Consider the following 24087-nt stretch of genomic DNA (forward strand, 5'->3'; position numbering starts at 1 on the left):
ATCAGAACGCCTTGCCGAGCGTGAGAATGCCGGTGGCGCGCCCGACGAAATGGCCGTCGGCGTTGGTGTAGACGCTGCGCGAGGCATGGGTGTCGTAGTAGCCCAGCGACACCGAGTAGCCGTGGTCGAAGGCCCGGGTCACGCCCACCTTCCAGTCGCTGTAGGAGGCGCCCGCGACGTGCCGCACCTTCTGGTGGCCGGCATGCAGGTTCAGCGTCCAGCCCGGGCTGAACTCCACGTTGTAGGAGAGATCGACGTAAGCAGAGTTCTTGCTGTCGGTGAAGCCGAACAGGTTGGTGAGCGCATGCGAGTACTTCAGCGTCACGCCCTTGTAGCCCAGCGAGCCGTAGACCTCGGTGGTATACGGCCGGGTGAAGCCCGCCGGATAGCTGCCCGGGTAGTAGTACTCGTAGATGCCGACGTCGTAGCTGATGTCGCTGCCGAAGCTGCCGCGGTAGCCGGTGTAGAAATCCAGCTCCACGCTGGAGGAGATGCGCGCCGCATCGGTGGAGGCATCGGACAGCCAGCTGATGTTGCTGCCCCACGCGCCGACGTACCAGCCGCTGGCGTGGTCGTATTCGATGCCCGGCTGCACCGCCGGCTTCCAGTTGGTCTGCGACAGGCCGCGGAACAGGTAGTCGTTGACCACCGCCACGCTGCCCACCACCGCGCTGGCCGGCGCATCGTCCGCCAGCGCCGGCGTGGCCGTACTCGCCACACCCACGGCCATGCCCCACACCATTCCCCGCATGCATCGTTTCATCGCAACCCTCCCGCGCCAGAGTGAACGTGCGTCGTATGGACGTCTGGACGTCCATAGAACACACGCGTGAATCAAGCGATCACCCGCTTCGGCGATGGCGCAGCCGATCCCGGCACCGCCGCGCCGAGGGCGCGCGATGGGTGAGCAGGTGTGAAGCGGAGCGGGCCGGCCGCAGGCGGCCGGCGCAGAACGGGCGACGCGCCTCCGGGCGGATCGCGGCAGAAGCTGATGCGAGGAAACGTGGCGTCACGGCGGCGCGGATGTCGCGCGCCCAGCCGGTCGGTGGTCCCCCGATCAACCGATCCGCCATGGCTCGAGGCGCGACATGGACGCTGCCTTCAAAGCGCGGATCGAGCGCTTCCTGCAGTTCGATCCTGCCTCAGTGATTGTTGCGTTGCAATATGGTGACGCGCGCTTGCTTATCACCATTCGTCACAAGCGTTTTGCGATGCACCATCGACCGCCGCGAAACGCTCGCCATGCGCGGGCGCCCTCGCAAGCCCTTGCGCGGCCCGCCGTCGGCCATCGCTTTGTCCACGCCAACCCGTATGCTGTCGCCCCTTCCGGCGGCCGCAGCGGTCGCGCTCACCCAGGGTTTGCATCACGTGATCGATCTGCTCCGCGTCATCCTGCTCGGCATCATCGAGGGCATCACCGAGTTCCTTCCGATCTCCAGCACCGGCCATCTGCTGATCGCCGAAAAGCTCGGCCTCGGTGCGCGCTCGGACCTGTTCAACGTGGGCATCCAGGCCGGCGCGATCCTCGCCGTCACGCTGATCTACCGGAGGCGCATCTGGCAGCTGCTCACCCGATGGCGCGATCCGGCCAACCGCGACTACCTGGCCAAGCTGGTGGTGGCCTTCCTGATCACTGCGGTGCTCGGGCTGATCGCAGTGAAGCTGGGCTTCAAGCTGCCCGAGACGGTGACGCCGGTGGCGTGGGCGCTGGTGATCGGCGGCGTGTGGATGCTCGGCGCCGAGCAACTCGCGGCGCGGCGCCCGCCGAGCCGCACGATCACCTGGCCGGTGGCGATCCTGGTCGGCATCGCGCAGATGGTGGCGGGCATTTTTCCCGGCACGTCGCGCTCGTCGGCGACCATCTTCACCGCCCTGCTCGCCGGCACCGGCGATCGCGCCGCGGCGACCGAGTTCGCGTTCCTGGTCGGCATCCCCACCATGTACGCGGCCACCGGCTACGAGTTGTTGAAGGTGCTCAGGAACGGCGGCGCCGCACACGAGGACTGGACCGCGCTCGGCGTCGGCTTCGTGGTATCGGCGGTGGTCGCCTTCGCGGCGGTGAAGTGGCTGCTCGGCTACATCCGCAGCCACCGCTTCACCGCCTTCTCGATCTATCGCATCGCGCTGGGCATCGCCTTGCTGGCGCTGATGCCGACCGGCGGCTAGCGCTGCACCATCAGCGCGAACCACTGCCAGCCGCGCACGCGCTCGGCGATCAGCTTGGCGCTGGTCAGCATGGGCACCGCCAGCAACGCGCCGGGGATGCCCCACAGGAAGCCCCACAGCAGCAGCCAGATCAGGATCGCCACCGGGCTCACCCGCATGCGCCGGCCCAGGATCATCGGCGTGATCAGGTTGCCTTCCACCACGGTGATGCAGGCGAACAGCACCGCCGGCAGCACCGCCTGGCCCAGCTCGCGGAAGTTGATCAGGCCGACCAGCAGCAGGATGGTGGTGGTGGTGATCGCGCCGACATAGGGAATGAAGTTGGCGATCATCGCGATGCTGCCCCACAGCAGCGGATCGGGCACGTGCAGCAGCCACAGCATGCCGGCGGTCAGCGTGCCCAGCGTGATGTTGATCAGCGCGGTGGTGAGGATGTAGTGCGACACCTCTGTCTGGATGCTGCGCACGATCGCCACGGCGTGCTTCTTGTGGCGAAAGTTCGGCACGATCTCCACCAGTCGCCGCAGCAGGTCGTCGCCGTAGATCAGGAAGAAGAACACCAGCAGCACCACGGTGAGCACGGCGGCCAGCACCTTGGGCGCGGCAGCCAGCACGTCCCAGGCGGTGATCGCCACCGCCGCCTGCCGCGGCGGCTGCACGCGCACGGCGGCCTGGCCGCCGACCAGGCTCTGGGTGGCGCGACTGGCCGCTTCCAGCGGCTGGGTGATGCCCTTGAGCTTGGGCACGAAATTGCGCAGCGCGGTCGGCGCATCGTGGAACCAGCCCAGCGCCGGCTGCGCCAGCGCCACCGCGCCGGCGCCGATGCCGGCCATCAGCCCCAGCATCAGCACGCTGGCACTGAACCAGCGCGGCAGGCGCAGCCGCGTGCCCAGCGCCACGATCGGGTTGAGCGCCACGCCCAGGAACGCCGCCAGCACCAGCGGGATCAGCAGCACCTTGATCAGGGTGATGGTGTACAGCACCGCCAGCAGCAGCAGCGCGCCGAGCACGAAGCGGATCGTCTCGATGTTGCGCCGCGTGCCGCGCACCGTGGGCAAGCCTTTCCGCGTGGGCGGCGGCAGGACCTCGGCGGCGGTCAGCTGCAGATCCGATCCGGGCGCCGCGAGCGGCGGCGCTGCGCCCGGGTCGATCGCTTGTTCGGGCACCGGGTCGAGCGTGCTCATGCCGCGTCCGCGGACTCCGCCGTCGTCGCGCGGCCGGACGACACCAGGCCGCTGTCGGCCAGCAGGCGCACGCCGTAGCCGACCAGCTCCAGCACGCCGCCGCCGAGCAGGCCGCCCACGCCCGGCACGCGCAGCGGATGGAAGTCCATCTGCGCCATCGCCACGCCCGCGCCGGCGGCCACGCCCACGCTGACGAACGGATGGTTGCGCACGCGCCCGAGCAGCGCATCGACCGGCATGCCGACACCGGCACGCGCGGCGCGCACTTCAGCCTGGGCGAGCTGGACCTGGGCGAGCTGGCGGGCGATCTTCATGGCGGGGCGTTCCGGGTCGGGTCGACCGTCGCGGCAGCGGTCGCGTCGTCGGCGCGGCGGGCCTTGCCGGCGACATCGCGCATCATCGCACCGAACTCGCCGCGCGTCGCCGGCAGGCTGAGCCAGTGCAGGCCACGCCGGAACAGCACGATCGCCACCACCAGCAGCACGCCCTGCAGCAGCGCCAGCACGGCCAGCGCCCACAGCCAGGAGCCGAACCACTTGGCCAGCGCCACGCCGATCAGCGCCAGCACGGTGAGGCCGAAGCCCACGCCGACCACGGTGGCGGCCAGCGCCACGGCAAACAGCAGCGACACCGCGCCGCGCGCCAGCGACAGCTCGGCGCGAAACAACCGCCACTGGGCACCGAACAGGTGCTTTAGCGCCCCGCCCAGCTGGCGCAGTTCGTCCAGCAGACGCGACGACGCGGCGCCCGGAGCCGCCGCGTCGTCGTCTGCCCGCGGTTCGCGCGGCGTGTCATCCATGGTGCAGTCCGGGCCCAGGCTGGCAGCCCTCAACGACGCAACAGCCGACCGAGCAGCCAGCCGGCGCCCAGCGCAATGGCCATCGACTGCAGCGGTTTCTCGCGCACGTAGTCGCGCACCTGGTCCATCCAGTGCTCGGCGCGATCGACCGCCTGGTCGTAGACCTCACGGCCGCGCTCGCTGTACTCGCCGGCTTTTTCGGTGGTGCGCGTGGCGGCGTCGGCCACCTTGTCGGTGGCGCGGTGCAGGCCTTCCTCGACGCGGTCGGCGGCGCGGTCGACCGCTTCCTTGGTGCCGGTCACGGCATGCGAGGTGGCCTGCTTGACACGCTCGGCGCCCTGTTCGATGCGGTCGGCGGCGGTACGGTCCGCGGGCGGGTTGCTGGCGATCTCGGCGGATTTGGTCATTTCGGTACTCCACTGGCTGACAGGGGTGGGGCGAAAACCGGCCGCGTACGGGCCGGCGGCGAAGCTACTTGGCGGGGCGCCGGAAGAACGCGATCACCGCGAGCGCCAGGAAGATCACGCACAGGATCTTCGCGATGCCCGCCGCGGTACCGGCGATGCCGCCAAAACCGAACATGCCGGCAATGACGGCAATGATCAGGAAAACCAGAGCGTAATGCAGCATGGCGGCATCCTCGTGGGGAACGATGCAAGGGCCGGCACGGAACGCCGATTCTTTTTTCCATGATCCATACCCGGCGCCTTGCCAGCGTGAAGGCCGGCCGCACGACCGCTCGCGATGCCGCGCCGCCGCCGCGCCCCGTCGGCTACGGTGCGCGGTAGGTGACGCGGTACACCGCGCCGGCCAGGTCGTCGCTGACCAGCAGGCTGCCGTCGGGCAGCATCTGCACGTCGGCTGGCCGGCCCCAGGCCTTCTCGTCGCGCATGAAGCCGGTGATCAGCGGCTCGTACGCCAGCACCCGGCTGCCCTTCAGGCGCACCGTCATCACGCGGTAGCCCGATTTCTTCGTGCGGTTCCACGAGCCGTGCTCGGCGATGATCGCCGCGCCCCGGTACGGTGCGGGGAACTGCGTACCGGTATAGAAGCGCATGCCCAGGGAGGCCACGTGCGCGCCCAGCTTGAACGCCGGGGCGCGGTAATCGCTGCAGCGTTTTCCCTTGCCGAACTGCGGATCAAGCGTGTCGCCCTGGTGGCAATACGGAAAGCCGAAGTGCTGGCCGATCCGGGTGACCTCGTTGAGGGTGTCGCTGGGCATGTCGTCGCCCATCAGGTCGCGGCCGTTGCTGGTGAACCAGAGCCGCTTCGTGCCGGGCTGCCAGTCGAAGCCGACCGAGTTGCGGATGCCGTAGGCGACGTCCTCCAGGCCGCCGCCGTCGGCATTCATGCGGGTGATCTTGGCGTAGGCCTTGCCGCGGTCGCAGACGTTGCACGGCGCGCCGATCGGCACGTAGAGCTTGCCGTCCGGCCCGAACGCGATGAACTTCCAGCCGTGCAGCGTCTCGGTGGGGAACGAGTCGTTCACCACCTCCGGCGCGGGCGGATCGTCGAGATGGTTCTCGATGTCGCGCAGCACCAGGATCCTGCTCACCGCCGACACGTACAGGTCGCCGTTTCTGAAGGCCACGCCGACCGGCAGCTGCAGGCCGCTGGCGATCACCCGCACCCGCTCGGCCACGCCGTCGCCGTTGGCGTCGGTGAGCGCGTAGACCTTGCCGGCGTCGTTGGAGCCGACGAACACGGTGCCCCGGGCGCCCACCGCCAGTTCGCGCGCATTCGGCACCTGGTCCGAATACACGGCGATGTGGAAGCCGCTGGGCACGGTCAACTGGTCCAGCTGCGGCGCGGCGGCGAGCGACAGCGGCAGGAGCATCAGTGGAGCGGCAAGCAGGCGCATCGTGGGATTCCTCGGCGAGGCGGGACAGGACTCCAACATAACGCGCCGGAGCATCGTCGTGCAGTCGCGCCCGCAGCCGGGCCGGCCCTTGCGCGGCCGCTCCGCGGCCGATCAGCGCCGGGGCGCGTCGCATCGACCAGTGGCTGCAAATATTTTTCGCTCGCAAGGCATTGCGACACGCGATCCGATGCGCGGTCTGGTGGTCGCAATGCTCTTTCAACTCATTGATTGAAATAGCGTTACAAACATGGAAAGGCGCAAGAGCGTTCGAGCGGCGACGCAAGAAAAGGCTGTCTCCGGATGGTCACGAACGCCGTCATGCAGGCAACACGAAAAGTTCGCTTTCGGGGGCGATGGTGACGCGCTTCGCATGGTCCCCATGCCCGCGCCGCTTTCGAACCCGACCAGGATCTCTCCATGTCCAGCCTGTCTGCCAACCACCGCTCCCGCCTCGCGGTCGCCGTGCATCTTGCCGTCGTCGCCCTGCTGATGGCCGTGCCGGTACATGCCGACACCAGCACGCCGTCGACCACGGACGCCATGCATGTCGGCACCACCGGCACCATGGGTACCAACATCAAGATCACCCAGCTGAAGAGCATCCAGGTCACCGCCGGGGCCGAGACCACCAGCGACCAGGCGCCGACCCAGGCGTCGCTGGTGGCGACCCAGCCGCAGTCGATCATCGGCGACCGCTACATCGAGAACGTGGCCGCCTCGACGGCGAACTACACCGATATCGTGAAGATCGCGCCCAGCGTGTCCGACGTGGATCCGAACGGCCCCGGCCTGATGGAGTCGCAGGGACTGTCGATCCGCGGCTTCCAGAACGGCGAATACAACGTCACCTTCGACGGCATTCCCTGGGGCGACTCGAACGACTTCACCCAGCATTCCACCTCGTATTTCATGCCGCAGGACATCGGCCAGATAACCGTCGATCGCGGACCGGGCAGCGCCCGCACGCTGGGCAACGCAACCTTCGGCGGCACGCTGTCGGTGGACTCGAAGGACCCCGACCAGCGCATGTCGGTCAACCCGTTTTTCAGCGTGGCCAGCTTCAACACGCGGGTGGAGGGCGTGCGCATCGACACCGGCAAGCTCGACCAGTACGGCGGTACCACCGCCTACTTCAGCGTGAAGAATCTTTCCAGCGACGGCTACCTCACCCACGCGGGACTCGATCGCCAGAACGGTTTCGCCAAGATCGTGCAGCCGCTGGGCAAAGACACCACGCTCACCTTCGCCAGCAACCTGACCCGGCTGCACCAGAACGTGTCGCTCGGCGCGACCAAGGCGCAGATCGCCCAGTATGGGCCGAACCATGGGCTCAGTGCCGACCCCGGCAGCCAGGCGTTCCATGGCTACAACTACGACAAGATCACCACCGATTTCGAATACCTGGATCTGGAAACCAAATGGGCTGGCTGGGATATCGGCGACAAGCTCTACACCTATGGGTATCGCCATCGCGGCTACAACGGCGCCGACCCCAATGGCGAACAGCCCAACGGCACCGTCTACAGCCCCACCAACGTCCCCGGGCAGCGCATGCGCATGGACTATCGCTCGGTCGGCGACATCCTGCGCCTCAGCCATGACCTGGGCCCTGGCGAGGTCCATGTGGGTGGCTGGGTCGACCGCCAGACCAATCACCGGCTGCAGTACGAGATCGACGACAGCAACGGCTATGCGCTCAACGCCGTCCCGACCAGCGCCGCCATCGACCGTCTGATGGACGACAGCCTCACCGACCTGCAGACCTACGGCGAATACCAGTGGCATGCCACCGATGCGCTGGATATCACCGGCGGCCTGAAGTTGGTGAACTTCCGTCGCACCCTCGATGCGCAGGTGAACCAGAAGACCGGCCTGCCGATCCACTATGCGCAAACCTGGACCCGCGACCTGCCCTCGGTGGACCTGCACTACACGCTCAATGATCACTGGAGCGCCTACGCCCAGTGGGCCAAGGGTTTCCTGGCGCCGAACCTCAACACCTTCTTCACCGTCGATCCATCGATGAATCAGGTCAAGCCCGAGAGCACGACCAACGAGCAGATCGGCACCGCCTGGAACAGTGACGGCCTGACGTTCTCCTTCGACGCTTACCACATCGATTTCAGCAACAAGATCGAGAGCCGCAAGGTGGCCGGGCAGACGCTTTTCTACAATGCCGGCGGCGCCATCTACAAAGGCATCGAAGGTGAGGCGACGCTGGCGCTGGGCGACGGCTTCAGCCTGTACGGGAACGCCTCGATCAACCGCGCACGGGATAAGGCCACCAGCCAGTGGCTGCCGAACGCACCGAGCCGCACCGCCGCCGCCGGCGTGCTGTTCGACAGCGGTCCGTGGTCAGCCTCGCTGCTCGACAAGTACGTCGGCGTGCGCTACGGCGACAGCGGCCAGACCGAGCGGCTGGGCGGTTACGCCACCGCCGACTTCGCGGCCAGCTACGTCTTCGCGCACCCGTTTGCCGATGTGCGCGACGCCACGGTCAGCCTGAAGGTGGCCAATCTCGGCGACAACAAGCACATCTACGCGCTGGCCGGTTATACCGGGCAGAACGGCACGCCGCTCTACTGGACGATTCCGGAGCGCAGCTTCGAGCTGGACGTGTCGGCGCATTTCTGAGCGCACCGGCGGAGTCGCCGTACGGGCGACCCTGCCCCTTCCTTCACTTTTCAAGGATTTGCCGTGACCACAGTGACGCGCTGGGCAAGGTTGGCCGTGGCCGGGGTGCTGGCGGTTGGCTCCACTCCTGCCTGGGCGGCCATGCCGGCCTCGCCGATCCGCCACGTCCTGCTGATCAGTGTGGATGGGCTGCACGCCGCCGATCTGGATCACTACATCCACGACCATCCATCAGCGACGCTTGCCTGGCTGGCCAGGCACGGTATCACCTACGCCGATGCACACGGGGCCACGCCGGCCGATTCCTTCCCCGGGCTGCTCGGCATCATGACCGGCGGCAATCCGGCCGCGACCGGCGTGTATTTCGACGTGAGCTATGCGCGTGACCTGGCCTCTGACGAGCCGTCCTGCCGCGCTGGGCGGCTTGGCGCCGTAGTGGCCTTCGACGAGGCCGCCGACGGCGCGCCCGACGCACAGGGACGGCGGCGGATCGATCCAGCCCGGCTGCCGCGACGCCCCGGCGACTGCGCGCCGGTCTACCCGCATGCCTACCTGCGCGCCAACACGGTGTTCAACGTGATCCACGATACCGGTGGCCACACCGCCTGGATCGACAAGCACCCGGTCTACGAAATCCTGCGCGGGCCGGATGGCCACGGTATCGATGACCTCGACACGCCGGAGATCGGCGGCGACTTCGAGGGCAGCAGGCGCAAACCGGTGGATCACATCACCGGCTCGATCCAGCGCACCGAGGCCTATGACACCGGCAAGGCCAAAGCGGTACTCGCCGAGATCGACGGCTGGACCCACGACCGCTCCCACAGCGCACCCGTGCCCGTGCTGTTCGGCTTGAATCTGCAGGCCGTGAACGTGGCGCAGAAGCTGGCCGGCTATGCCGATCCCGACGGTGTGCCCGAGCCCGGTCTCGCCCGGGCGCTGGGCCACTGCGACCGATTGCTCGGCCGCATGGTCGACGCACTGCGCGCAAGGCGGCTGCTCGACAGCACGCTGGTGGTGGTGACTGCCAAGCACGGCAACGCGCCCATGGATCGTGCCAGCTTGAGGCATGTCGCCAAGAGCGAGTTGCGTCAGGCGATCGACGCCGCGGCGCCCGGCGCACTGGCGCAGCTCACCACGGACCAAGGCGCGCTGGTATGGCTGCATGAGCCGGCCACCGCGGCGAAAGTCGCCACCATGTTGCGCAGCAGGGCGCACGCGCTGGGCATCGCCCGCGTGCTCGAAGGAAACGAGGTGACGCGCTACTTCGACGCGCGCCAGGGCGATCCGCGCGTGCCGGACCTGCTGGTGATGGCCCGGCCCGGCGTGATCTATGGCAAGCCGGGTGACGGCAAGCTCGCCGAACACGGCGGCTTCGACAGCGACAACACGCACGTCGCCCTGCTGCTGAGCAATCCGCACCTCGCCGCACCCGGAACGCGTTGGACGGGTGCGGTGGCCACGCTGCAGATCGCGCCAACGGTGCTGAGCGTGCTGGGACTCGATCCCGCCGCACTCGACGCCGTCCGCGCGCAGCGGACCCAGCCGCTGCCGGGGATTGCCGGCAAACTGCACTGATCCGCGCACCGGGTGCCATGGCATGATGGGGAACGCACCATGGCGGCCCCCGCCGGAGTAGTCATGTCCTCGATGCCGCCGTTCCACCTCGCCTTTCCGGTGACTTCACTGGCCAGGGCACGCGCGTTCTACGGCGAGCTGCTGGGCTGTCCGGAAGGACGCAGCAGCGCGGACTGGGTCGACTTTGACTTCCACGGTCACCAGATCGTCGCCCATCTCGCGCCGGAGGAAGTGCGCGCCGCCGCCACGCACGACGTGGACGGCGATGCGGTGCCGGTGCGCCACTTCGGCCTGGTGTTGCCGATGGCCGAATGGCAGGCGCTGGCCGACCGGCTGCGCGCCGCCGGCGTGCGCTTCCTTGTCGAGCCGCACCTGCGCTTCGTCGGCCTGCCGGGCGAGCAGGCCACGATGTTCCTGCGCGACCCGTGCGGCAACGCGCTGGAGTTCAAGGCCTTCGCCGACCCTTCGCGACTGTTCGCCAGGTAGCCCGCGATGGAAGCGGAAGACCTCAAGCGCCTGGTCACCGTGCGCATGCCGTACGGCAAGTACGAGGGGTGGCTGATCGGCGACCTGCCGGGCGCCTACCTGGCGTGGTTCGCGCGCAAGGGCTTTCCGCCGGGGCAGCTCGGCCGGCTGCTGGCGCTGTCGCTGGAGCTGGATCACAACGGGCTGCGCGGGCTGCTCGATCCGCTGCGCTGAAGCGGTCCGCGCGGCGCCACGGCGCAGCGCGTATGATCTACCGCCCGCCGCCGCGCTGGCCGGTTCGTTCCCTTTTGCTGGTGCACGCTTTCATGGATTCCCTGTCGTCGCGATTCGATGCGGCTGCCGATGCGCTCGCCTCGGTCGGCTGGTGCGTGCTGCCGCGGCTGCTGCCGGAGGAACCCACCGCGGCGCTGGCCGAGGAGTGCGCCGCGATGCACGCCGCGCACCGCATGACGCCCGCCCGCGTGGGTGCCGCGCGCGCCGCCACGCCGCTGCGTGGCGACCACACGCGCTGGTTCGAGATGAACGCGCTGAGCGAGGCGCAGCGGCCGTTCGTGAGGGCACTCGAAGCGCTGCGGCACGCGCTCAACCGCAGCCTGATGCTCGGCCTGGTGGAGAGCGAGGCGCACTACGCCGTGTACGCGCCGGGCGCGCGCTATGCGCGCCATCTCGATCGCCTGCGCCACAGCGCTGCGCGGGTGGTGTCGGCGGTGTACTACCTCAACGAGGCGTGGGATCCGGACGACGGCGGCGCGCTGCGCCTGTACCTGGACGAGGGCCGCACCCACGACGTGCTGCCGCAGGCCGGCACGCTGGTGCTGTTCCTGTCCGACCGCTTCGAACACGAGGTGCTGCCGGCCACGCGCGAGCGCATGAGCATCGCCGGCTGGATACGCCGGCGCGAGCCCGGCGTGCTGCCCTGAGGGTCAGCGCGCGGCCGCGATCGCATTGAAGCGCGCGGCGATGTAGTCGTCGGTGAAGCTGGTCATGTCCCAGCCGCGGATGAAGCCGCAGTGGCCGCCGTAGCGGGCGATGTCCAGCTCGACGTTGGGCGGCAGGCGCAGCTGCTCGAACGCGTTCACCGGGATCACCGGATCGTCGCGCGAGGTCATGATGGTGGCGGGAATCCGCATTGCCTGCAGCGCGTCGCCGGCCACCGAATAGCCGTCCAGATACGCTTCGAGCGAACCGAAGTCGGTATGCCGCAGCACCAGCGCCTCGGTCAGCCCGCGCAGGTTCTGCTTCAGCTCGGCCAGCTCGAAATAGGTGTGCTGCGGAAACGCCGCCTGCTTGGTGCGCAGCGAGCGACGCCACTTCTGCATGAAGTAGGCCCGGTAGAACCACGGCGCCTGCTTCTCCAGCGAGAACAGGCCTTCGGCCGGGTCGATGATCGGGCAGATCGCCAGCGTGTAGGCCAGCGGAATACCGTGCTGCGGCGCCGCCAGCCCGGCGCGCAGGGCGAAGTTGCCGCCCAGGGAAAACCCGGCCAGCGCCATCGGCCGGGTCGGCCAGCGCTCGGCGATCTCGGCCAGCGCGTGCACCACCTCGTCGATACGACAGGAGTGGAACAGCGCCTCGTTGAGGTGATGGCTGTCGCCGTGGTCGCGGAAGTTGAGCCGGAACACGTCCCAGCCCTCGGCCAGCAGGCGGCTGCCGGTCTGCAGCACGTAGGTGGAGTCGAGGCTGCCCTCCCAGCCGTGGAACAGCACCGCCAGCCCGCGCGAGGGCGCGCCGGTGCGCTGGGCGGTATAGGCGCCGCTGAGCCGCACGTCCGCGCCGCCGCTCACCATCACGTGCTCGGCGCCGTCGAGCACGGCGCGCGCGCGCTTCGGCAGCAGCAGGCGACGCACGCCGCTGGAGGAGAGCATGGTCTGGATGTGACCGCTGCGCAGCGGCCACGGCGGCTGGAAATCACGTCCCTGCGGCAGGGTCATACGGTGGCCGGGTCCGGTGCCGGGTCTTTCAGCGCGGCGGCGATGCGTTCGCGCGACAGCTCGGCCATGCGCCGGCGCGCGTCGGGCGTGGGCGGCACCGGGGCGAGGAAGTGCACCTCGGCGTCCAGCGGCGCGCTGCCGAGCAGGCGCAGGAAGTTGGCCAGGAAACTCTCGTGCTCGCGGAAGCCGGCGTCGACCACACGGCGCCCGTGGCGGGCAAAGCGCAGCGCCACCGGCTGCACCGGCACGCCGGCGTCGAGCGCGGCCTGGAAGATGCGCGCGTGGAACACCTTGAGCACGCCGTTGTAGCCGCTGCCGCCCTCGGGAAACACCGCCACCGAGCGGCCGCTGCGCAGCCGCTCCACCATCACCGCCATCACCGAGGCCAGCGAATGGTTGGAGCCGCGGCGATGGAAGATGGTGCCGCCGATGGCGGCCATCCAGCCGATCAGCGGCCAGCGTGCGATCTCGGCCTTGGCCACGAAGCACGCGGCGCGCTGGCTGTGCAGCAGTTCGATGTCGATCCACGAGGTGTGGTTGGCGACGAACAGCACCGGATCGGGCAAGGGCTTGCCGATCAGCACCGAGCGCAGGCCGAAGATGCGCATCAGCGCGCGCGACCACCCGTTGATCATGCGGTGGGCGAACGGCACGCGACCGTTCTTCATCACGCGGTGCTGGTTCCAGCTGAGGATCAGCGAACACAACAGAATCCCCAGCACGATGTGCCCCAGCAGCAACGGCACGCGCCACAGGTAGCGGACCGGCTGCCAGGGGACGCGTTCGGGGGGAGTGACGGTATCCATGCTCATCAGCCGGTCAGTTTAGCGTTAGTTGTACGCAACCACATGCGATGTCTGGCCGGACGTCTGGCCGGGGCGGCCGCGCCGGTTCAGCCCGACAGCTGGCCCAGCGGCAGCGAGGGCGAACGCTTCACCGTGCGCAGCACGAAGCTGGAATTGACGTCGGCCACGCCGGCCGCGGCAAGCAGGCGGTCGAGCAGGAAGCGCGAGAAGTGCTCCAGGTCGGCTACGTAGACGTGCATCAGGTAGTCCATGTCGCCGGTGAGCGCGTGGCAGGCCACCACTTCCTCCCACTCGACCACATGCGCCACGAAGCGCTCGATCGCCGCCGCCTCGTGCTTGGCCAGTTGGACCCGCACGAAGGCCTGCAGCCCCAGCCCCACCGCCTGCGGATCGACCCGTGCCGCGTATCCGGCGATCACCCCCTCGGCCTCCAGCCGCTGCACCCGCCTCAGGCAGGCCGACGGCGACAGGCTGACCCGCTCGGCCAGTTCGGCGTTGGTGATGCGACCGCGCGTCTGTAGTTCGGCGAGCAGGTGCAGATCGGTGCGGTCCAGGGAGGTCATGCACGATCCTTTGAAATATATGGCATTTATTCGAAGAATATTGCCATTTTTGGTGCTCGTTCAGCAACAAAACAAGCCTCGTGCCCGGGGTTGGCCGTATCCTTGGCTTCACGCTTCTCGCTTCTCGTTACCGGAGACCACGTCATGGAACACACCCCGCCCCGCAAGGTCGAGCACCAGCAGACCGATCGCGGCTACGTGCCGGTGTACGCCACCGGCGTGGTCGAGCAGCCGTGGGACAGCTACAGCGCCACCGACCACGAGGTTTGGAACACGCTGTATGCCCGCCAGTGCAAGCTGCTGCCCGGCCGCGCCTGTCAGGAATTCCTCGACGGCCTGGCGCGCTTCGGCATGGGCGAAAAAGGCATCCCGAAGTTTTCCGAACTCAACGAAGTGCTCACCGCCGCCACCGGCTGGCAGATCGTGGCGGTGGAAGGCCTGCTGCCGGACGAGGTGTTCTTCGACCACCTGGCCAACCGGCGCTTTCCGGTGAGCTGGTGGATCCGCAAGCCTGACCAGCTCGACTACCTGTCCGAACCGGACCTGTTCCACGACCTGTTCGGCCACGTGCCGCTGCTGCTCAACCCGGTGTTCGCCGACTACATGCAGGCCTACGGCCGCGGCGGCATGAAGGCCTTCGGCATCGGCCCCGAGGCGCTGATGAACCTCACGCGGCTGTACTGGTACACGGTGGAGTTCGGCCTGATCGACACGCCGGACGGCCTGCGCATCTACGGCGCCGGCATCGTCAGCTCCAAGGGCGAGTCGATCTACTGCCTGGATTCGGAAGCGCCCAACCGCATCGGCTTCGACCTGGAGCGCGTGATGAATACGCGCTACCGCATCGACAGCTACCAGCAGACCTACTTCGTGATCGACAGCTTCGAGCAGCTGTTCGAGGCCACCACGCCGGACTTCACCCCGATCTATGCGCGCCTCGCCGCGCGCCCACCGCACGCCGCGGGCGACGTGCTGGACACCAGCGACCGCGTGTTCAACTACGGCACGCGCGAGGGCTGGGCAACCAACGCCGATACCTGAGGCGCCGCAAGGCAGCAGCTCACCCTGGCAGGAGCTCACCTGGTAGGAGCTCACCCTGTGAGCGACCGGCTTTTTTCAGCCGCCGCCGCACCGCCGGTCGCTCACAGGGTGAGCTCCTACAGCAGGGTTTACTGCTTCAGAGCGTCCAGCCACGGCTTCACGATGCCGATCCACAACGCGTAGCCGCGGCGGTTCATGTGCAGGCCATCCGCGCCGAACCACTTCGGGTCCGGCTGGCCATCGCGGCCAAGCATCGGTGTAAACACGTCCAGATAACTGACGCCTTGCTGGCTCGCGGCCCACGCCTGGATCTTGCTGTTCGCCGCGCGGATCCGCGGCAGCAGCGACTGCCGCGCCACACTCGGCTTGATCGCGAGGAACGCGATCGGCACCCCCGGCACGGCGGCGCGGGCGGTACGCACGAAGGCCTGAAAATCCTCCAGCACGTGCTGCGGACTGTCGCCGTCGGCGATATCGTTGTCACCCGCGTACATCACGATGGCGCTCGGCCGGTAAGGCGCCACGATGCGGTCGGCGAAATGCGTGGCGTCATCGATCTCCGAGCCGCCGAAGCCGCGGTTGATCGTATGCCGTTCGGGAAAATCGCCGGCCAGGCTGGTCCACAAACGAATCGACGAGCTGCCGATGAACAGCACCGCGCCCGGCGGCGGCGGTCGCGCGCGATCGGCCGTCTCGAACGCGGCGATCTCGCCACGCCACTGGGCGTGATCGTTCTCGGCATGATGGCTGCGGGCCAGGCCCAACGCGGGCAGCAGCCAGAGCATCGTCAGCAGCATCCGGCGATTCATCGCAGTCTCTCTTCGGGCTCGGAAGCCTCGAACCCTAGCAGCCTGCCGGGCTTTGCTGGTCGAGGCGAGAAGTCGGCTGGCGAGGACGGATTTTCGACGTTTCGTCGGCCCATGGTGATTCCATGGGTCAGCGAAGCGGCGGAAACAGGGACCGCACCGCCGGATCCGCCGCCCGGCCGAGCAAAGTCCGACCGGCTGCTAGCGCGGACGCGGCAGCTCCGACACCCGCAACACCATCGCGATGCGCGTGCCGTCCCAGCGGTAGATCAGGTGCTCGGTCTGCACGCACGGCGCCAGCAGATCGGGATAGAACACCGCCGCGCACTCGCCGCCGGCATGCCGCACGCTGTCGTAGACGATGCCGTTGGAGTCGGCCGCGCGCAGCTTGCGCGCCAGCGGCACGCTGGCCGCGTAGCTGTGCGGATCGTGCGCCGTCGGCCAGCCGCCGCGCACGTCGTGCAGCCGGCCGCTGATGCCGGTGCGATAGCAGCGCATGGCGATGTCGCACGGCGGCTCGGCGGTGGCGGCGAGGAAGCGCTCGCGGTGGTACACGGTTTCCTCCACCGCCGTGGTCACGCTGTGCGCCGCGTAGAACACGCCCCAGCTGCCGTCGGAGAAGCGGCTGCCCTCGGGGTTGAGGTGGGTGAACGCGGCCATCACCGGCGTGCTGCCGGGACCACTGATGCGGCGCGCCTTCGGCACCAGCTTCAACGCATCCGCCTCCTCGCGCAGGCGCGGATTGGTGAGCGCCTCGATCGCGAACACCGCGTCCAGATCCGCCGGATCGGCGATGCGGTCGAACACGCCCACCGGGGGAAACCGGCTCGGCACGATGCGGTAGGCGTGGCTCCAGCGGATGCGCTTGATCGGGGGCGGGGCGTTGGACACGTGGCGTCGACCGTCAGCGTTGGGCGGCGCAGCCGCGGGACCGGCGCGCTCCCCTGCGCGCGCACCGGTGGAATAAGGGCGTATCAGTCATCGCAGTGTCCGCGCGCGGCGTCTCGTCGAACGCGATCGGCGCCACGCGATGGCTCAGCCGCGCTGCGCGTCGAGGTACTGGCGCACCACGAACAGGTCCGCAACGTTGCCCGACAGCATGCGTTCCAGCGCCGAGTGGCCGCCGAACAGCGCGGCCTGGTTCGACCTGCGCAACCACGCGTCGGCCTGCGCCGGATCGGGAAACAGGATCTGCAGCGCCTTGAAGATGCCCAGCAGGTAACTGATGCGCTCGATCACGTCGCGACCGGGCGCCCCGTCCTGCTCGCGCTTCCACTTATAGAACGTGGACTCGGGCGGATCGCCCAGCAGCTTGCGCTGCTCCGCCACCCGCAGCTGCCACGCCTCGGCCAGCCGGAAAAAGCTGCGCAAGGCCGGGCCGCCGAGGTCGGCCATCGGGGGGGATGCTATTTGCGGACTCGAATTCATGGAAACTACATACTTGGAGTATCGGCACAATTTACTCCAACCATGCAGCAATGGATATCTCATCGCCGGATGGGCCTGGCGGAATGCCCGGATGCCGCGCCTCATCGTCGCCGCCGCAGGGTTATCGGCTCGCAACCTTGGATGCGTGATGTGGGGAATCAGGTGCCCCATAGAACCACGATGGGTATGACGTTTGCTGGCCGGCGGGAGCTCGGGACAGCGTCACCGAACGCCACAACTGTTATCTGCGTCGCAAACGGCGACTTGCAGTTGTCACACCCCGCGAGCATTCTTCGCAAGAATTTACGGCGTCGCTAGGCATAGTGTCGGGCCGAAACGGCGGCAGCCACTGACGGGTGCCAAACGTTCTGGAGCGGCCGCAGCGGTTGGTCGTGAGGTCGGCGATCCAGATCGGCTCCGCGGGGCCTGGATGCAAGACAAGGTTGTCCGTCATACAAGGGATCGAGGTAGCGCATGGATGTTGCCGTGACCATCGAGGGCTTCGCTGATCGCCCCCTTCCCGACAGAGACGAGACTGCTGAAGCGGTCGATGTTCTCGACGATCAACCACTCCAGGGCCTGGTCTTGCTGGCCCAGTTTCACGGCATCGCGACGGATGCTGCACAACTGCGGCATGACGCCGGTCGAGGCTCGCAGCCTTTCGACGAGACGGCGTTGCTGCAGGCCGCAAAGAAACTTGGTCTCAAGGCACGGGTGATTCGCCAGCCCGGTGAACGTCTGGACCGCGTCGCGCTGCCGGCGCTGGCGCTTCGCAATGACGGTTCGGCCTTCGTCGTGGCCAAGGTGGGCGACGGCAAGGTGCTGATCCATGACCTCTCGCTGCAACGCCCCTGCGTCCTGACACGGGACGAGCTCACGGCGCGCTACGACGGCCGGCTGCTCACCGTGGCCTCGCGCGCCTCCCTGGTGGCAGAACTGGCCAAGTTCGACTTCAGCTGGTTCATTCCGGCGGTGGTGAAGTACCGCAAGCTGCTGCTGGAAGTGCTGGCCGTGTCGTTCTTCCTGCAGCTGTTCGCCCTGGTCACGCCGCTGTTTTTCCAGGTGGTGATGGACAAGGTGCTGGTGCACCACGCCATGACCACGTTGACCGTGATAACCATCGGCCTGGTGGTGATCACGCTGTTCAACGTGGTGCTGGCCGGGCTGCGTACCTACGTGTTCGCCCACACCACCAGCCGCATCGACGTGGAGCTGGGAGCGCGCCTGTTCCGGCACATCCTGGCGTTGCCGCTGGCCTACTTCGAATCGCGCCGTGTCGGCGACACCATCGCCCGCGTGCGCGAGCTGGAGAACATCCGCAACTTCCTGACCGGGCAGACCCTGACCTCGGTGCTGGACCTGCTGTTCACCTTCGTCTTCCTGGCGGTGATGTTCTTCTACAGCGGCTGGCTGACTTTGATCGTGGTGATCTCGCTGCCGCTGTATGCGATCTGGTCCGCGGCCATCACGCCAACCCTGCGCGCCCGCCTCAACGAGAAATTCGTGCGCAGCGCGGACAACCAGTCCTTCCTGGTCGAAACGATCGCCGGCATCGGCACCGTCAAGGCGATGGCCGTGGATCCGCGCATGGTGCGCACCTGGGATAGCCAGTTGGCGGGCTACGTCAGTGCCGGCTTCCGCGTCACGCATCTGGCCAACATCGGCCAGCAAGGGGTGCAACTGCTGCAGAAGCTGGTCGGCGTCGCGGTCCTGTATTGGGGTGCCCAGATGGTGATCGACGGCACGCTGTCGGTCGGTCAGCTGATTGCCTTCACCATGCTCTCGGGCCAGGTGTCCACGCCGATCGTGCGCCTGGCGCAGCTGTGGCAGGAATTCCAGCAGGTCGGCATCTCGATGGAGCGGATGGGCGACATCCTCAACACGCGCACGGAGGCGGGTGGCAGCCGGATGGCGCTGCCGCCGATCCAGGGCCGGATCACGTTCGAGAATCTCAGCTTCCGCTATCGCCCCGATACGGCCGAAGTACTGGCCGGAATCAATCTCGACATCCAGCCCGGTGAGGTGGTCGGCATCGTCGGCCGCTCCGGCTCCGGCAAGAGCACGCTGACCAAGCTGGTGCAGCGGCTCTACGTGCCTGAACGTGGCCGCATCCTGGTCGACGGCACGGACTTGGCGCTGGCCGATCCCGCCTGGCTGCGGCGCCAGCTGGGCGTCGTGCTGCAGGAGAACTTTCTCTTCAATCGCAGCGTGCGCGAAAACATCGCGCTGATCGATCCGGGCATGCCACTGGAACGAGTCATTCGGGCGGCCGAGCTGGCCGGCGCCCACGAGTTCATCGTGGAGCTCCCGCAGGGCTACGACACCGTCGTTGGCGAACACGGCGCCAGTTTGTCGGGTGGCCAACGTCAGCGCATCGCGATCGCCCGCGCCCTGGTGGCCGATCCACGCATCCTCATTTTTGACGAAGCCACCAGTGCGCTCGACTATGAGTCGGAGCGCGCGGTGATGGCCAACATGCGCTCCATCTGCCAAGGCCGCACGGTGCTGATCATCGCCCACCGCCTTTCCACCGTGCGCCACGCCAACCGCATCGTCGTCGTCGACAAGGGGCGCATCGTGGAAACCGGCGCGCCCGATGAACTGCTGAAGCGTCCCGACGGGCACTTCGCGCACCTTTCCCGACTGCAGCAGGGCTGACGCCATGACCGGCCAATGGAGTGCCATCGGCGACATGCTTCGGCGGTATGGACAGGTCTTCCGTGCGGCTTGGGCCGAACGTCGTGCACTGGAACCCATTCAGCGCACGCGCGAGGAATTGGCGTTCCTGCCGGCACATCTCGAGCTCGCCGAAACGCCGCTGTCACCGGCGCCGCGCGTCAGCCTGTGGGTCATCATGGCGTTGTTTTGCGCGGCACTGCTCTGGGCCTGTGTGGGCAAGCTCGACGTGGTCGCCGTGGCACCCGGCAAGACGGTCACCAGCAGCCGCACCAAGGTCATCCAGCCGGCCGAGACGGCTGTCGTGCGCCGCATCCTGGTGCATGACGGCCAGCGGGTGAAACAAGGCGAGCTGCTCGTCGAGCTGGACGCCACCGCCACCACGGCCGACAGCAAGAAAGCCGGGGAAGCCTTGATCAGTGCCCGATTGGCGGCGGCGCGATCCGCCGCCTTGGTCGAGGCCATCGAAGCAGGGCAGCCTCCGGTGCTGGCGAACGACGATGGAGTGCCGGTGGATCGGTTCGAGGCCATGCAGCGTCTCGCACTCAGCGAATTCGCCGCCTTCGCCGCCAAGAAGCAGAGCCTGGAGGCCATGGTGGCGCAGAAGCAGGCGGAACTGCGCACGGTGGAGTCGGCCATCACGCCATTGGAGCAATACTTGGCGATTTCGCGTACCCGGGTGGCCGACTACGAGAAGCTGCTGGGCCACGGCTACGTTCCCAAGCAGGACTACCTGCAACGCAAGCAGGAACGCATCAATGCCGAGCGCGACCTCGCTGGGCAACGCAGCCGCCGGGCGGAACTGCACTCCGCCATCACCGGGGCGAGGGAGGAGCTGTCGGTCACCGTGACCGACACGCGCCGCCAGCTGCTGGACGAGTTGCGCCAGGCCCGCGAACAGATCCAGCAGTTCGAACCCGAAGTGGCAAGAACCACCCAGCGCAATGCCCTCATGCAATTGCGCGCGCCCGTGACAGGCACGGTGCAACAGCTGGCCGTGCATACCGTCAGTGGCGTGGTCACCCCCGCCCAGCCCATCCTCTCCGTGGTACCGGAGAACGAGCCGATGGAAGTGGAAGCCACCGTGCTCAACCAGGACATCGGCTTCGTGCGTCCGGGACAGCGCGCCACGATCAAGGTCGAGAGCTTTCCGTACACGCGCTACGGCTATATCGAAGGCGTCGTGGAGAGTGTCTCGCATGACGCCATCCAGGACGAGAAGCTCGGGTTGATCTATCGGGCGCGAGTGCGGATGAAGAAGACCACGCTGATGATCGATGGCGTCGCGGTCAACCTGACGTCAGGGATGTCGCTGACCGCTGAAATCAAGACGGGAAAACGGCGGGTGATCGAGTACATCCTCGATCCGTTACGGCAGGGCGTGACCGAGGCGATGCGGGAACGGTAGAGCCGCCGCGCATGCTGATTTGCGGTCGCTCATTGAGGCAATTTCGAAAGAGAGGTTGTGACGGTGAAACTCCATCTTCTTGCAGCACTCCCGGTGACCTTTATCGCCGGCTGTAGCCAGAGACCACTGACGGAAGCCGAGTGCCAGACGTTGGCGGACAAGGAAATCGAATTTGCGCTGAGCAAAGCGCCAGCGGAGGAAGTGGAGGATCTCAGAGCCTTCCTTTCCAGCGTGGCCGAAGGCGGCACCGCCCGGTGCATGGCGGGGGAAACGTATCGTCGAAGTGACTATCGTTGCATGGTCAAGGCAGACGATGCGAATGAAATTGGTGAGTGTGTCAATAAAGTGAGTAGGCGCTTAGGCCACGGTTAGTGTGATAGGTGCGAGAGAAAGATGATTCGGCCGAATTTCTTCATACGTGCCGGGGTTTCAACAAGTCGATGTAAAGCGTCGCCAGGCTCAATTTCCAGCTACAGAAAGTGGCTATCTCCTTAGTCTTAAGTTGATCGTGACGAGAAAATGGATATGCGCACATGAGACTGAAAATTTCAACTTTGCTCGTGCTTGCAATGTGTCTCTCGGGGTGTGGCGATGATCACTATGCATTTCGTGGCGAACCAAGTGCCGACGGCAACGTAAGTGGCAGCTTCACGATTTCACGTAGCGGTCTTTACTCAGTGGCGATTGAAAGTGATGTTGATGCCAAAAACAGAAAAGACGTTATTTTAGAGAATTCAAAGATCGCAAACCCATTTCGGCCCTGGTAAGCATTGACAAGCAGGATGATCGAGGTCGCACGCGAATCATGGAAGTCGAGGTGGTAAACCCAACGCCGTCATCGTGGACGGCGAGTTCCATCTACTCCGAAGTAGTAAGAGTGAAGCTGGAGAGTGGCAGTTACGAAATGAGAATGAGGTTTAAAGGCGTCGAACCTGCTGGCCGTGATTTTATCGACAAGATAATCATTGAGCGAGCTTACTCAGGGAAATAAGGAGAGTGTCTCATGCCCACGCTAACCGATAAATGACAATGACATCGCCAAACCAAAATTTTGAATTCAGCCAAGAGCAGATCGCAATCGCAGAGGGGTATAAATCATCTGGAGATCTGCCGGGAATGTATCGCTACTTGAGTCAGCAGGTAGCTGCAGGGGGCGGGGATGACAGGCTTTCGAACTGGTTGTCAACCGCAGCAGATATCAATGAGGGCACGGGTTTCTACGCAGGGTTTGTACGACCAGGCACGGGTGAGAATGATGAAGACAACGCTGATGATCAGTGGCATTACGGTCAACCTGGCCTGGGGGCATGACTCTGACGGCTGAGATAAATGCCGGCGATCGCAGGGTTATTGACTACATTTTTGACCCCTTGAAGCAAGGGCTGGTGCATCAATGAGAGAAAGACAAGTAAATTTAAAAAATCACGTTAATGACAGTTTCCATTAACGCACCCATATGCCGCTCGTTGACAATGGGCGTTTTAATCAAGGGGTGCCACCATGTTCGTCCGAATATTGAAATCAATACTGGTATATACAACTAAAATTTTATGTGTCACCTCTTTCTTGGTCGTTGCTGGATGCGGTAAAAAAGATTTGTCGCCCCCCTCAGTGAATTCAGCTCCGCATGATGCAATCGATATTACATTTAGATTGAACGGTAAGCGCGATCTATCAAAATACCGCATTACGGGTCAAATAGAATATGGAAATTTGTCCAATATTTGCAGCAATATCCATTCCCTCGATGGCGGATGGGTGGAATACCCTCATGATTATATAAGTGTCGATGGAAGAAATAATTCATTCAAAATATATAGAGACTATTACCAACCAAGGGGCGATTGCTCTTGGCGCCTGCTCGGACTGAGTATAGATATATATGACGAAAATGGTCGGCTGGCCGTTGGAGGTTTGCCGGCAAACAGCCTTCAGCCAGGCTACAGCGTGACATTGCACTGCAATTTTTCGAATAAATGGTCGGGTAACTGCCTGCCAGGGGAAGCCGGGCGCGTCAGGACTGATCTAACTGTTGACATATCCATTAACTGAAAGGAGTTCGGCCATGACTGTGTCAATGCAAGATTATGCAATGCTGTCGTCTTTAATTTATAACGATATTTCAGTTAATCAGACGTTTTCAAACGGATCGTCGACCTACAAAGTAGTTTTCGCTGGGCAGGCACTGGACGGCTACCGAGGGGCCGTATTCGTAAATGAGGTGACAGGCGAAGTTGTGGTCTCGAATGGTGGCACGCAGCTAAGTGATGTTCACGACATTGTTTCTGACTTGGCGATGGGGCCGGGCAGTCCTCCACCTCAGTTGGTGGACGCCGCCAACCTAACGCGATGGGCTCAGCAATACGCAGCGGAAAATGGCCTTGGTGAAATAACCGCGACCGGCCATTCGCTTGGCGGCGCGCTCGCACAATTGTTAGCAGCGGAATTCGGCATTCGCGCCGAAACATTCAATGCTTATGGAGCCTATGACATCGCGGTGGGATTAGGACTGAATCCAAGTGCTGCGATGGAACTTGTTACCTGATTCCGTGACGCGCTCCGAGCATAGCGCGCCGACCACCATCGAGCGCCCGATTCGCGCCGGAGTTGGCGATGTGCACGACACGTTGAGCCGTTGGGTTGCGCAGTGTGCGCAAAAAGTCGTCGTGGCGAGGGGTGCTGATGATCATTTCCCCCGTCGTTCCTGCCCGCCGCGCAGC

At 65.7% G+C, this 24087-nt stretch carries 28 protein-coding genes; 14 read left to right on the plus strand and 14 right to left on the minus strand.

Going from position 1 to position 24087, the window contains the following annotated elements; genetic code table 11:
• Position 1: 1 nt before the first annotated feature.
• Positions 2–763, minus strand: a complete 762-nt coding sequence (locus ACO2Q2_RS15285; protein ID WP_423256892.1) for a TorF family putative porin — start codon at positions 761–763, stop codon at positions 2–4.
• 605 nt (positions 764–1368) lie between these two features.
• Between ACO2Q2_RS15285 and ACO2Q2_RS15290 the strand changes: the two genes are divergently transcribed.
• A complete protein-coding gene (locus ACO2Q2_RS15290) occupies positions 1369–2166 on the plus strand; it encodes an undecaprenyl-diphosphate phosphatase (RefSeq protein WP_423256894.1) in 798 nt (265 codons plus the stop codon).
• On the opposite strand, the gene ACO2Q2_RS15295 is transcribed toward ACO2Q2_RS15290, so the two are convergent.
• The 6 genes from ACO2Q2_RS15295 to ACO2Q2_RS15320 all read right to left on the minus strand — a co-directional run bounded on the left by ACO2Q2_RS15295 (position 2163) and on the right by ACO2Q2_RS15320 (position 6010).
• A complete protein-coding gene (locus ACO2Q2_RS15295; RefSeq protein ID WP_423256896.1) occupies positions 2163–3350 on the minus strand; it encodes an AI-2E family transporter in 1188 nt (395 codons plus the stop codon). The two genes, ACO2Q2_RS15290 and ACO2Q2_RS15295, sit on opposite strands and share 4 nt — an antisense overlap.
• Positions 3347–3664, minus strand: coding sequence for a hypothetical protein (locus ACO2Q2_RS15300; RefSeq protein WP_423256898.1), 318 nt, complete (start codon positions 3662–3664; stop codon positions 3347–3349). The genes ACO2Q2_RS15295 and ACO2Q2_RS15300 overlap by 4 nt, the downstream gene beginning before the upstream one ends.
• Positions 3661–4149 (minus strand): ABC transporter ATP-binding protein, encoded by a 489-nt coding sequence (locus ACO2Q2_RS15305; RefSeq protein ID WP_423256900.1) that lies wholly within the window; start codon positions 4147–4149, stop codon positions 3661–3663. The genes ACO2Q2_RS15300 and ACO2Q2_RS15305 overlap by 4 nt, the downstream gene beginning before the upstream one ends.
• A gap of 29 nt (positions 4150–4178) precedes the next feature.
• Entirely contained in the window at positions 4179–4556 is a 378-nt protein-coding gene (locus tag ACO2Q2_RS15310) for a DUF883 family protein (RefSeq protein WP_423256902.1), read from the minus strand.
• Positions 4557–4620: 64 nt separating this feature from the next.
• Positions 4621–4779, minus strand: a complete 159-nt coding sequence (locus ACO2Q2_RS15315) for a DUF1328 domain-containing protein (protein ID WP_423256904.1) — start codon at positions 4777–4779, stop codon at positions 4621–4623.
• Positions 4780–4921: 142 nt separating this feature from the next.
• Positions 4922–6010 (minus strand): PQQ-dependent sugar dehydrogenase, encoded by a 1089-nt coding sequence (locus ACO2Q2_RS15320; RefSeq protein WP_423256906.1) that lies wholly within the window; start codon positions 6008–6010, stop codon positions 4922–4924.
• A 417-nt stretch (positions 6011–6427) separates the two neighbouring features.
• On the opposite strand from ACO2Q2_RS15320, the gene ACO2Q2_RS15325 reads away from it, so the two are divergent.
• From ACO2Q2_RS15325 to ACO2Q2_RS15345, 5 genes are all read left to right on the plus strand, one after another.
• A complete protein-coding gene (locus tag ACO2Q2_RS15325) occupies positions 6428–8644 on the plus strand; it encodes a TonB-dependent receptor (RefSeq protein ID WP_423256908.1) in 2217 nt (738 codons plus the stop codon).
• 63 nt (positions 8645–8707) lie between these two features.
• The gene (locus ACO2Q2_RS15330) at positions 8708–10222 is read left to right on the plus strand and encodes an alkaline phosphatase family protein (protein ID WP_423256910.1); all 1515 of its coding nucleotides are present in this window, start codon (positions 8708–8710) and stop codon (positions 10220–10222) included.
• A 63-nt stretch (positions 10223–10285) separates the two neighbouring features.
• Positions 10286–10708, plus strand: coding sequence for a VOC family protein (locus ACO2Q2_RS15335; RefSeq protein WP_423256912.1), 423 nt, complete (start codon positions 10286–10288; stop codon positions 10706–10708).
• 6 nt (positions 10709–10714) lie between these two features.
• Positions 10715–10921 carry a DUF3820 family protein gene (locus tag ACO2Q2_RS15340; RefSeq protein ID WP_423256914.1) on the plus strand — a complete coding sequence of 69 codons (207 nt, stop codon included), beginning with the start codon at positions 10715–10717 and terminating at the stop codon, positions 10919–10921.
• A 92-nt stretch (positions 10922–11013) separates the two neighbouring features.
• Positions 11014–11628, plus strand: a complete 615-nt coding sequence (locus tag ACO2Q2_RS15345; protein WP_423256916.1) for a 2OG-Fe(II) oxygenase — start codon at positions 11014–11016, stop codon at positions 11626–11628.
• Positions 11629–11631: 3 nt separating this feature from the next.
• Here the strand turns inward: ACO2Q2_RS15345 and ACO2Q2_RS15350 are convergent, their stop codons facing one another.
• The 3 genes from ACO2Q2_RS15350 to ACO2Q2_RS15360 all read right to left on the minus strand — a co-directional run bounded on the left by ACO2Q2_RS15350 (position 11632) and on the right by ACO2Q2_RS15360 (position 14008).
• Positions 11632–12639 carry a YheT family hydrolase gene (locus ACO2Q2_RS15350; RefSeq protein WP_423256918.1) on the minus strand — a complete coding sequence of 336 codons (1008 nt, stop codon included), beginning with the start codon at positions 12637–12639 and terminating at the stop codon, positions 11632–11634.
• A complete protein-coding gene (locus ACO2Q2_RS15355; RefSeq protein ID WP_423256920.1) occupies positions 12636–13451 on the minus strand; it encodes a lysophospholipid acyltransferase family protein in 816 nt (271 codons plus the stop codon). The genes ACO2Q2_RS15350 and ACO2Q2_RS15355 overlap by 4 nt, the downstream gene beginning before the upstream one ends.
• Positions 13452–13531: 80 nt before the next feature.
• Complete coding sequence (locus ACO2Q2_RS15360) at positions 13532–14008, minus strand: Lrp/AsnC family transcriptional regulator (protein ID WP_423256922.1); 477 nt, start codon at positions 14006–14008, stop codon at positions 13532–13534.
• A gap of 144 nt (positions 14009–14152) precedes the next feature.
• Between ACO2Q2_RS15360 and phhA the strand changes: the two genes are divergently transcribed.
• On the plus strand, positions 14153–15049 hold the full coding sequence (phhA, locus tag ACO2Q2_RS15365) for a phenylalanine 4-monooxygenase (protein ID WP_423256924.1): 897 nt from the start codon (positions 14153–14155) through the stop codon (positions 15047–15049).
• Positions 15050–15177: 128 nt separating this feature from the next.
• Here the strand turns inward: phhA and ACO2Q2_RS15370 are convergent, their stop codons facing one another.
• The 3 genes from ACO2Q2_RS15370 to ACO2Q2_RS15380 form a co-directional block, all read right to left on the minus strand.
• A complete protein-coding gene (locus tag ACO2Q2_RS15370; protein ID WP_423256926.1) occupies positions 15178–15858 on the minus strand; it encodes an SGNH/GDSL hydrolase family protein in 681 nt (226 codons plus the stop codon).
• Positions 15859–16056: 198 nt separating this feature from the next.
• Positions 16057–16746 (minus strand): RES family NAD+ phosphorylase, encoded by a 690-nt coding sequence (locus ACO2Q2_RS15375; RefSeq protein WP_423256928.1) that lies wholly within the window; start codon positions 16744–16746, stop codon positions 16057–16059.
• Between the two features lie 144 nt (positions 16747–16890).
• The gene (locus tag ACO2Q2_RS15380) at positions 16891–17250 is read right to left on the minus strand and encodes an MbcA/ParS/Xre antitoxin family protein (protein ID WP_423256930.1); all 360 of its coding nucleotides are present in this window, start codon (positions 17248–17250) and stop codon (positions 16891–16893) included.
• 612 nt (positions 17251–17862) lie between these two features.
• On the opposite strand from ACO2Q2_RS15380, the gene ACO2Q2_RS15385 reads away from it, so the two are divergent.
• The 7 genes from ACO2Q2_RS15385 to ACO2Q2_RS15415 all read left to right on the plus strand — a co-directional run bounded on the left by ACO2Q2_RS15385 (position 17863) and on the right by ACO2Q2_RS15415 (position 23912).
• Entirely contained in the window at positions 17863–19941 is a 2079-nt protein-coding gene (locus tag ACO2Q2_RS15385) for a type I secretion system permease/ATPase (RefSeq protein ID WP_423256948.1), read from the plus strand.
• A 4-nt stretch (positions 19942–19945) separates the two neighbouring features.
• Positions 19946–21367, plus strand: a complete 1422-nt coding sequence (locus ACO2Q2_RS15390) for an HlyD family type I secretion periplasmic adaptor subunit (RefSeq protein WP_423256932.1) — start codon at positions 19946–19948, stop codon at positions 21365–21367.
• 63 nt (positions 21368–21430) lie between these two features.
• Complete coding sequence (locus ACO2Q2_RS15395) at positions 21431–21739, plus strand: hypothetical protein (protein ID WP_423256934.1); 309 nt, start codon at positions 21431–21433, stop codon at positions 21737–21739.
• A 161-nt stretch (positions 21740–21900) separates the two neighbouring features.
• Positions 21901–22134, plus strand: coding sequence for a hypothetical protein (locus tag ACO2Q2_RS15400; RefSeq protein WP_423256936.1), 234 nt, complete (start codon positions 21901–21903; stop codon positions 22132–22134).
• 262 nt (positions 22135–22396) lie between these two features.
• On the plus strand, positions 22397–22678 hold the full coding sequence (locus ACO2Q2_RS15405; RefSeq protein WP_423256938.1) for a hypothetical protein: 282 nt from the start codon (positions 22397–22399) through the stop codon (positions 22676–22678).
• Positions 22679–22867: 189 nt separating this feature from the next.
• The gene (locus tag ACO2Q2_RS15410; RefSeq protein WP_423256940.1) at positions 22868–23419 is read left to right on the plus strand and encodes a hypothetical protein; all 552 of its coding nucleotides are present in this window, start codon (positions 22868–22870) and stop codon (positions 23417–23419) included.
• 13 nt (positions 23420–23432) lie between these two features.
• On the plus strand, positions 23433–23912 hold the full coding sequence (locus ACO2Q2_RS15415) for a lipase family protein (protein WP_423256942.1): 480 nt from the start codon (positions 23433–23435) through the stop codon (positions 23910–23912).
• On the opposite strand, the gene ACO2Q2_RS15420 is transcribed toward ACO2Q2_RS15415, so the two are convergent.
• Positions 23905–24087, minus strand: a 183-nt coding sequence (locus tag ACO2Q2_RS15420) for a hypothetical protein (protein WP_423256944.1), incomplete at its 5' end; no start/stop codon positions are given. The two genes, ACO2Q2_RS15415 and ACO2Q2_RS15420, sit on opposite strands and share 8 nt — an antisense overlap.

Origin of the sequence: Dyella sp. KRB-257 (genome assembly GCF_049445995.1) — a bacterium.
Classification (GTDB): domain Bacteria; phylum Pseudomonadota; class Gammaproteobacteria; order Xanthomonadales; family Rhodanobacteraceae; genus Dyella_A.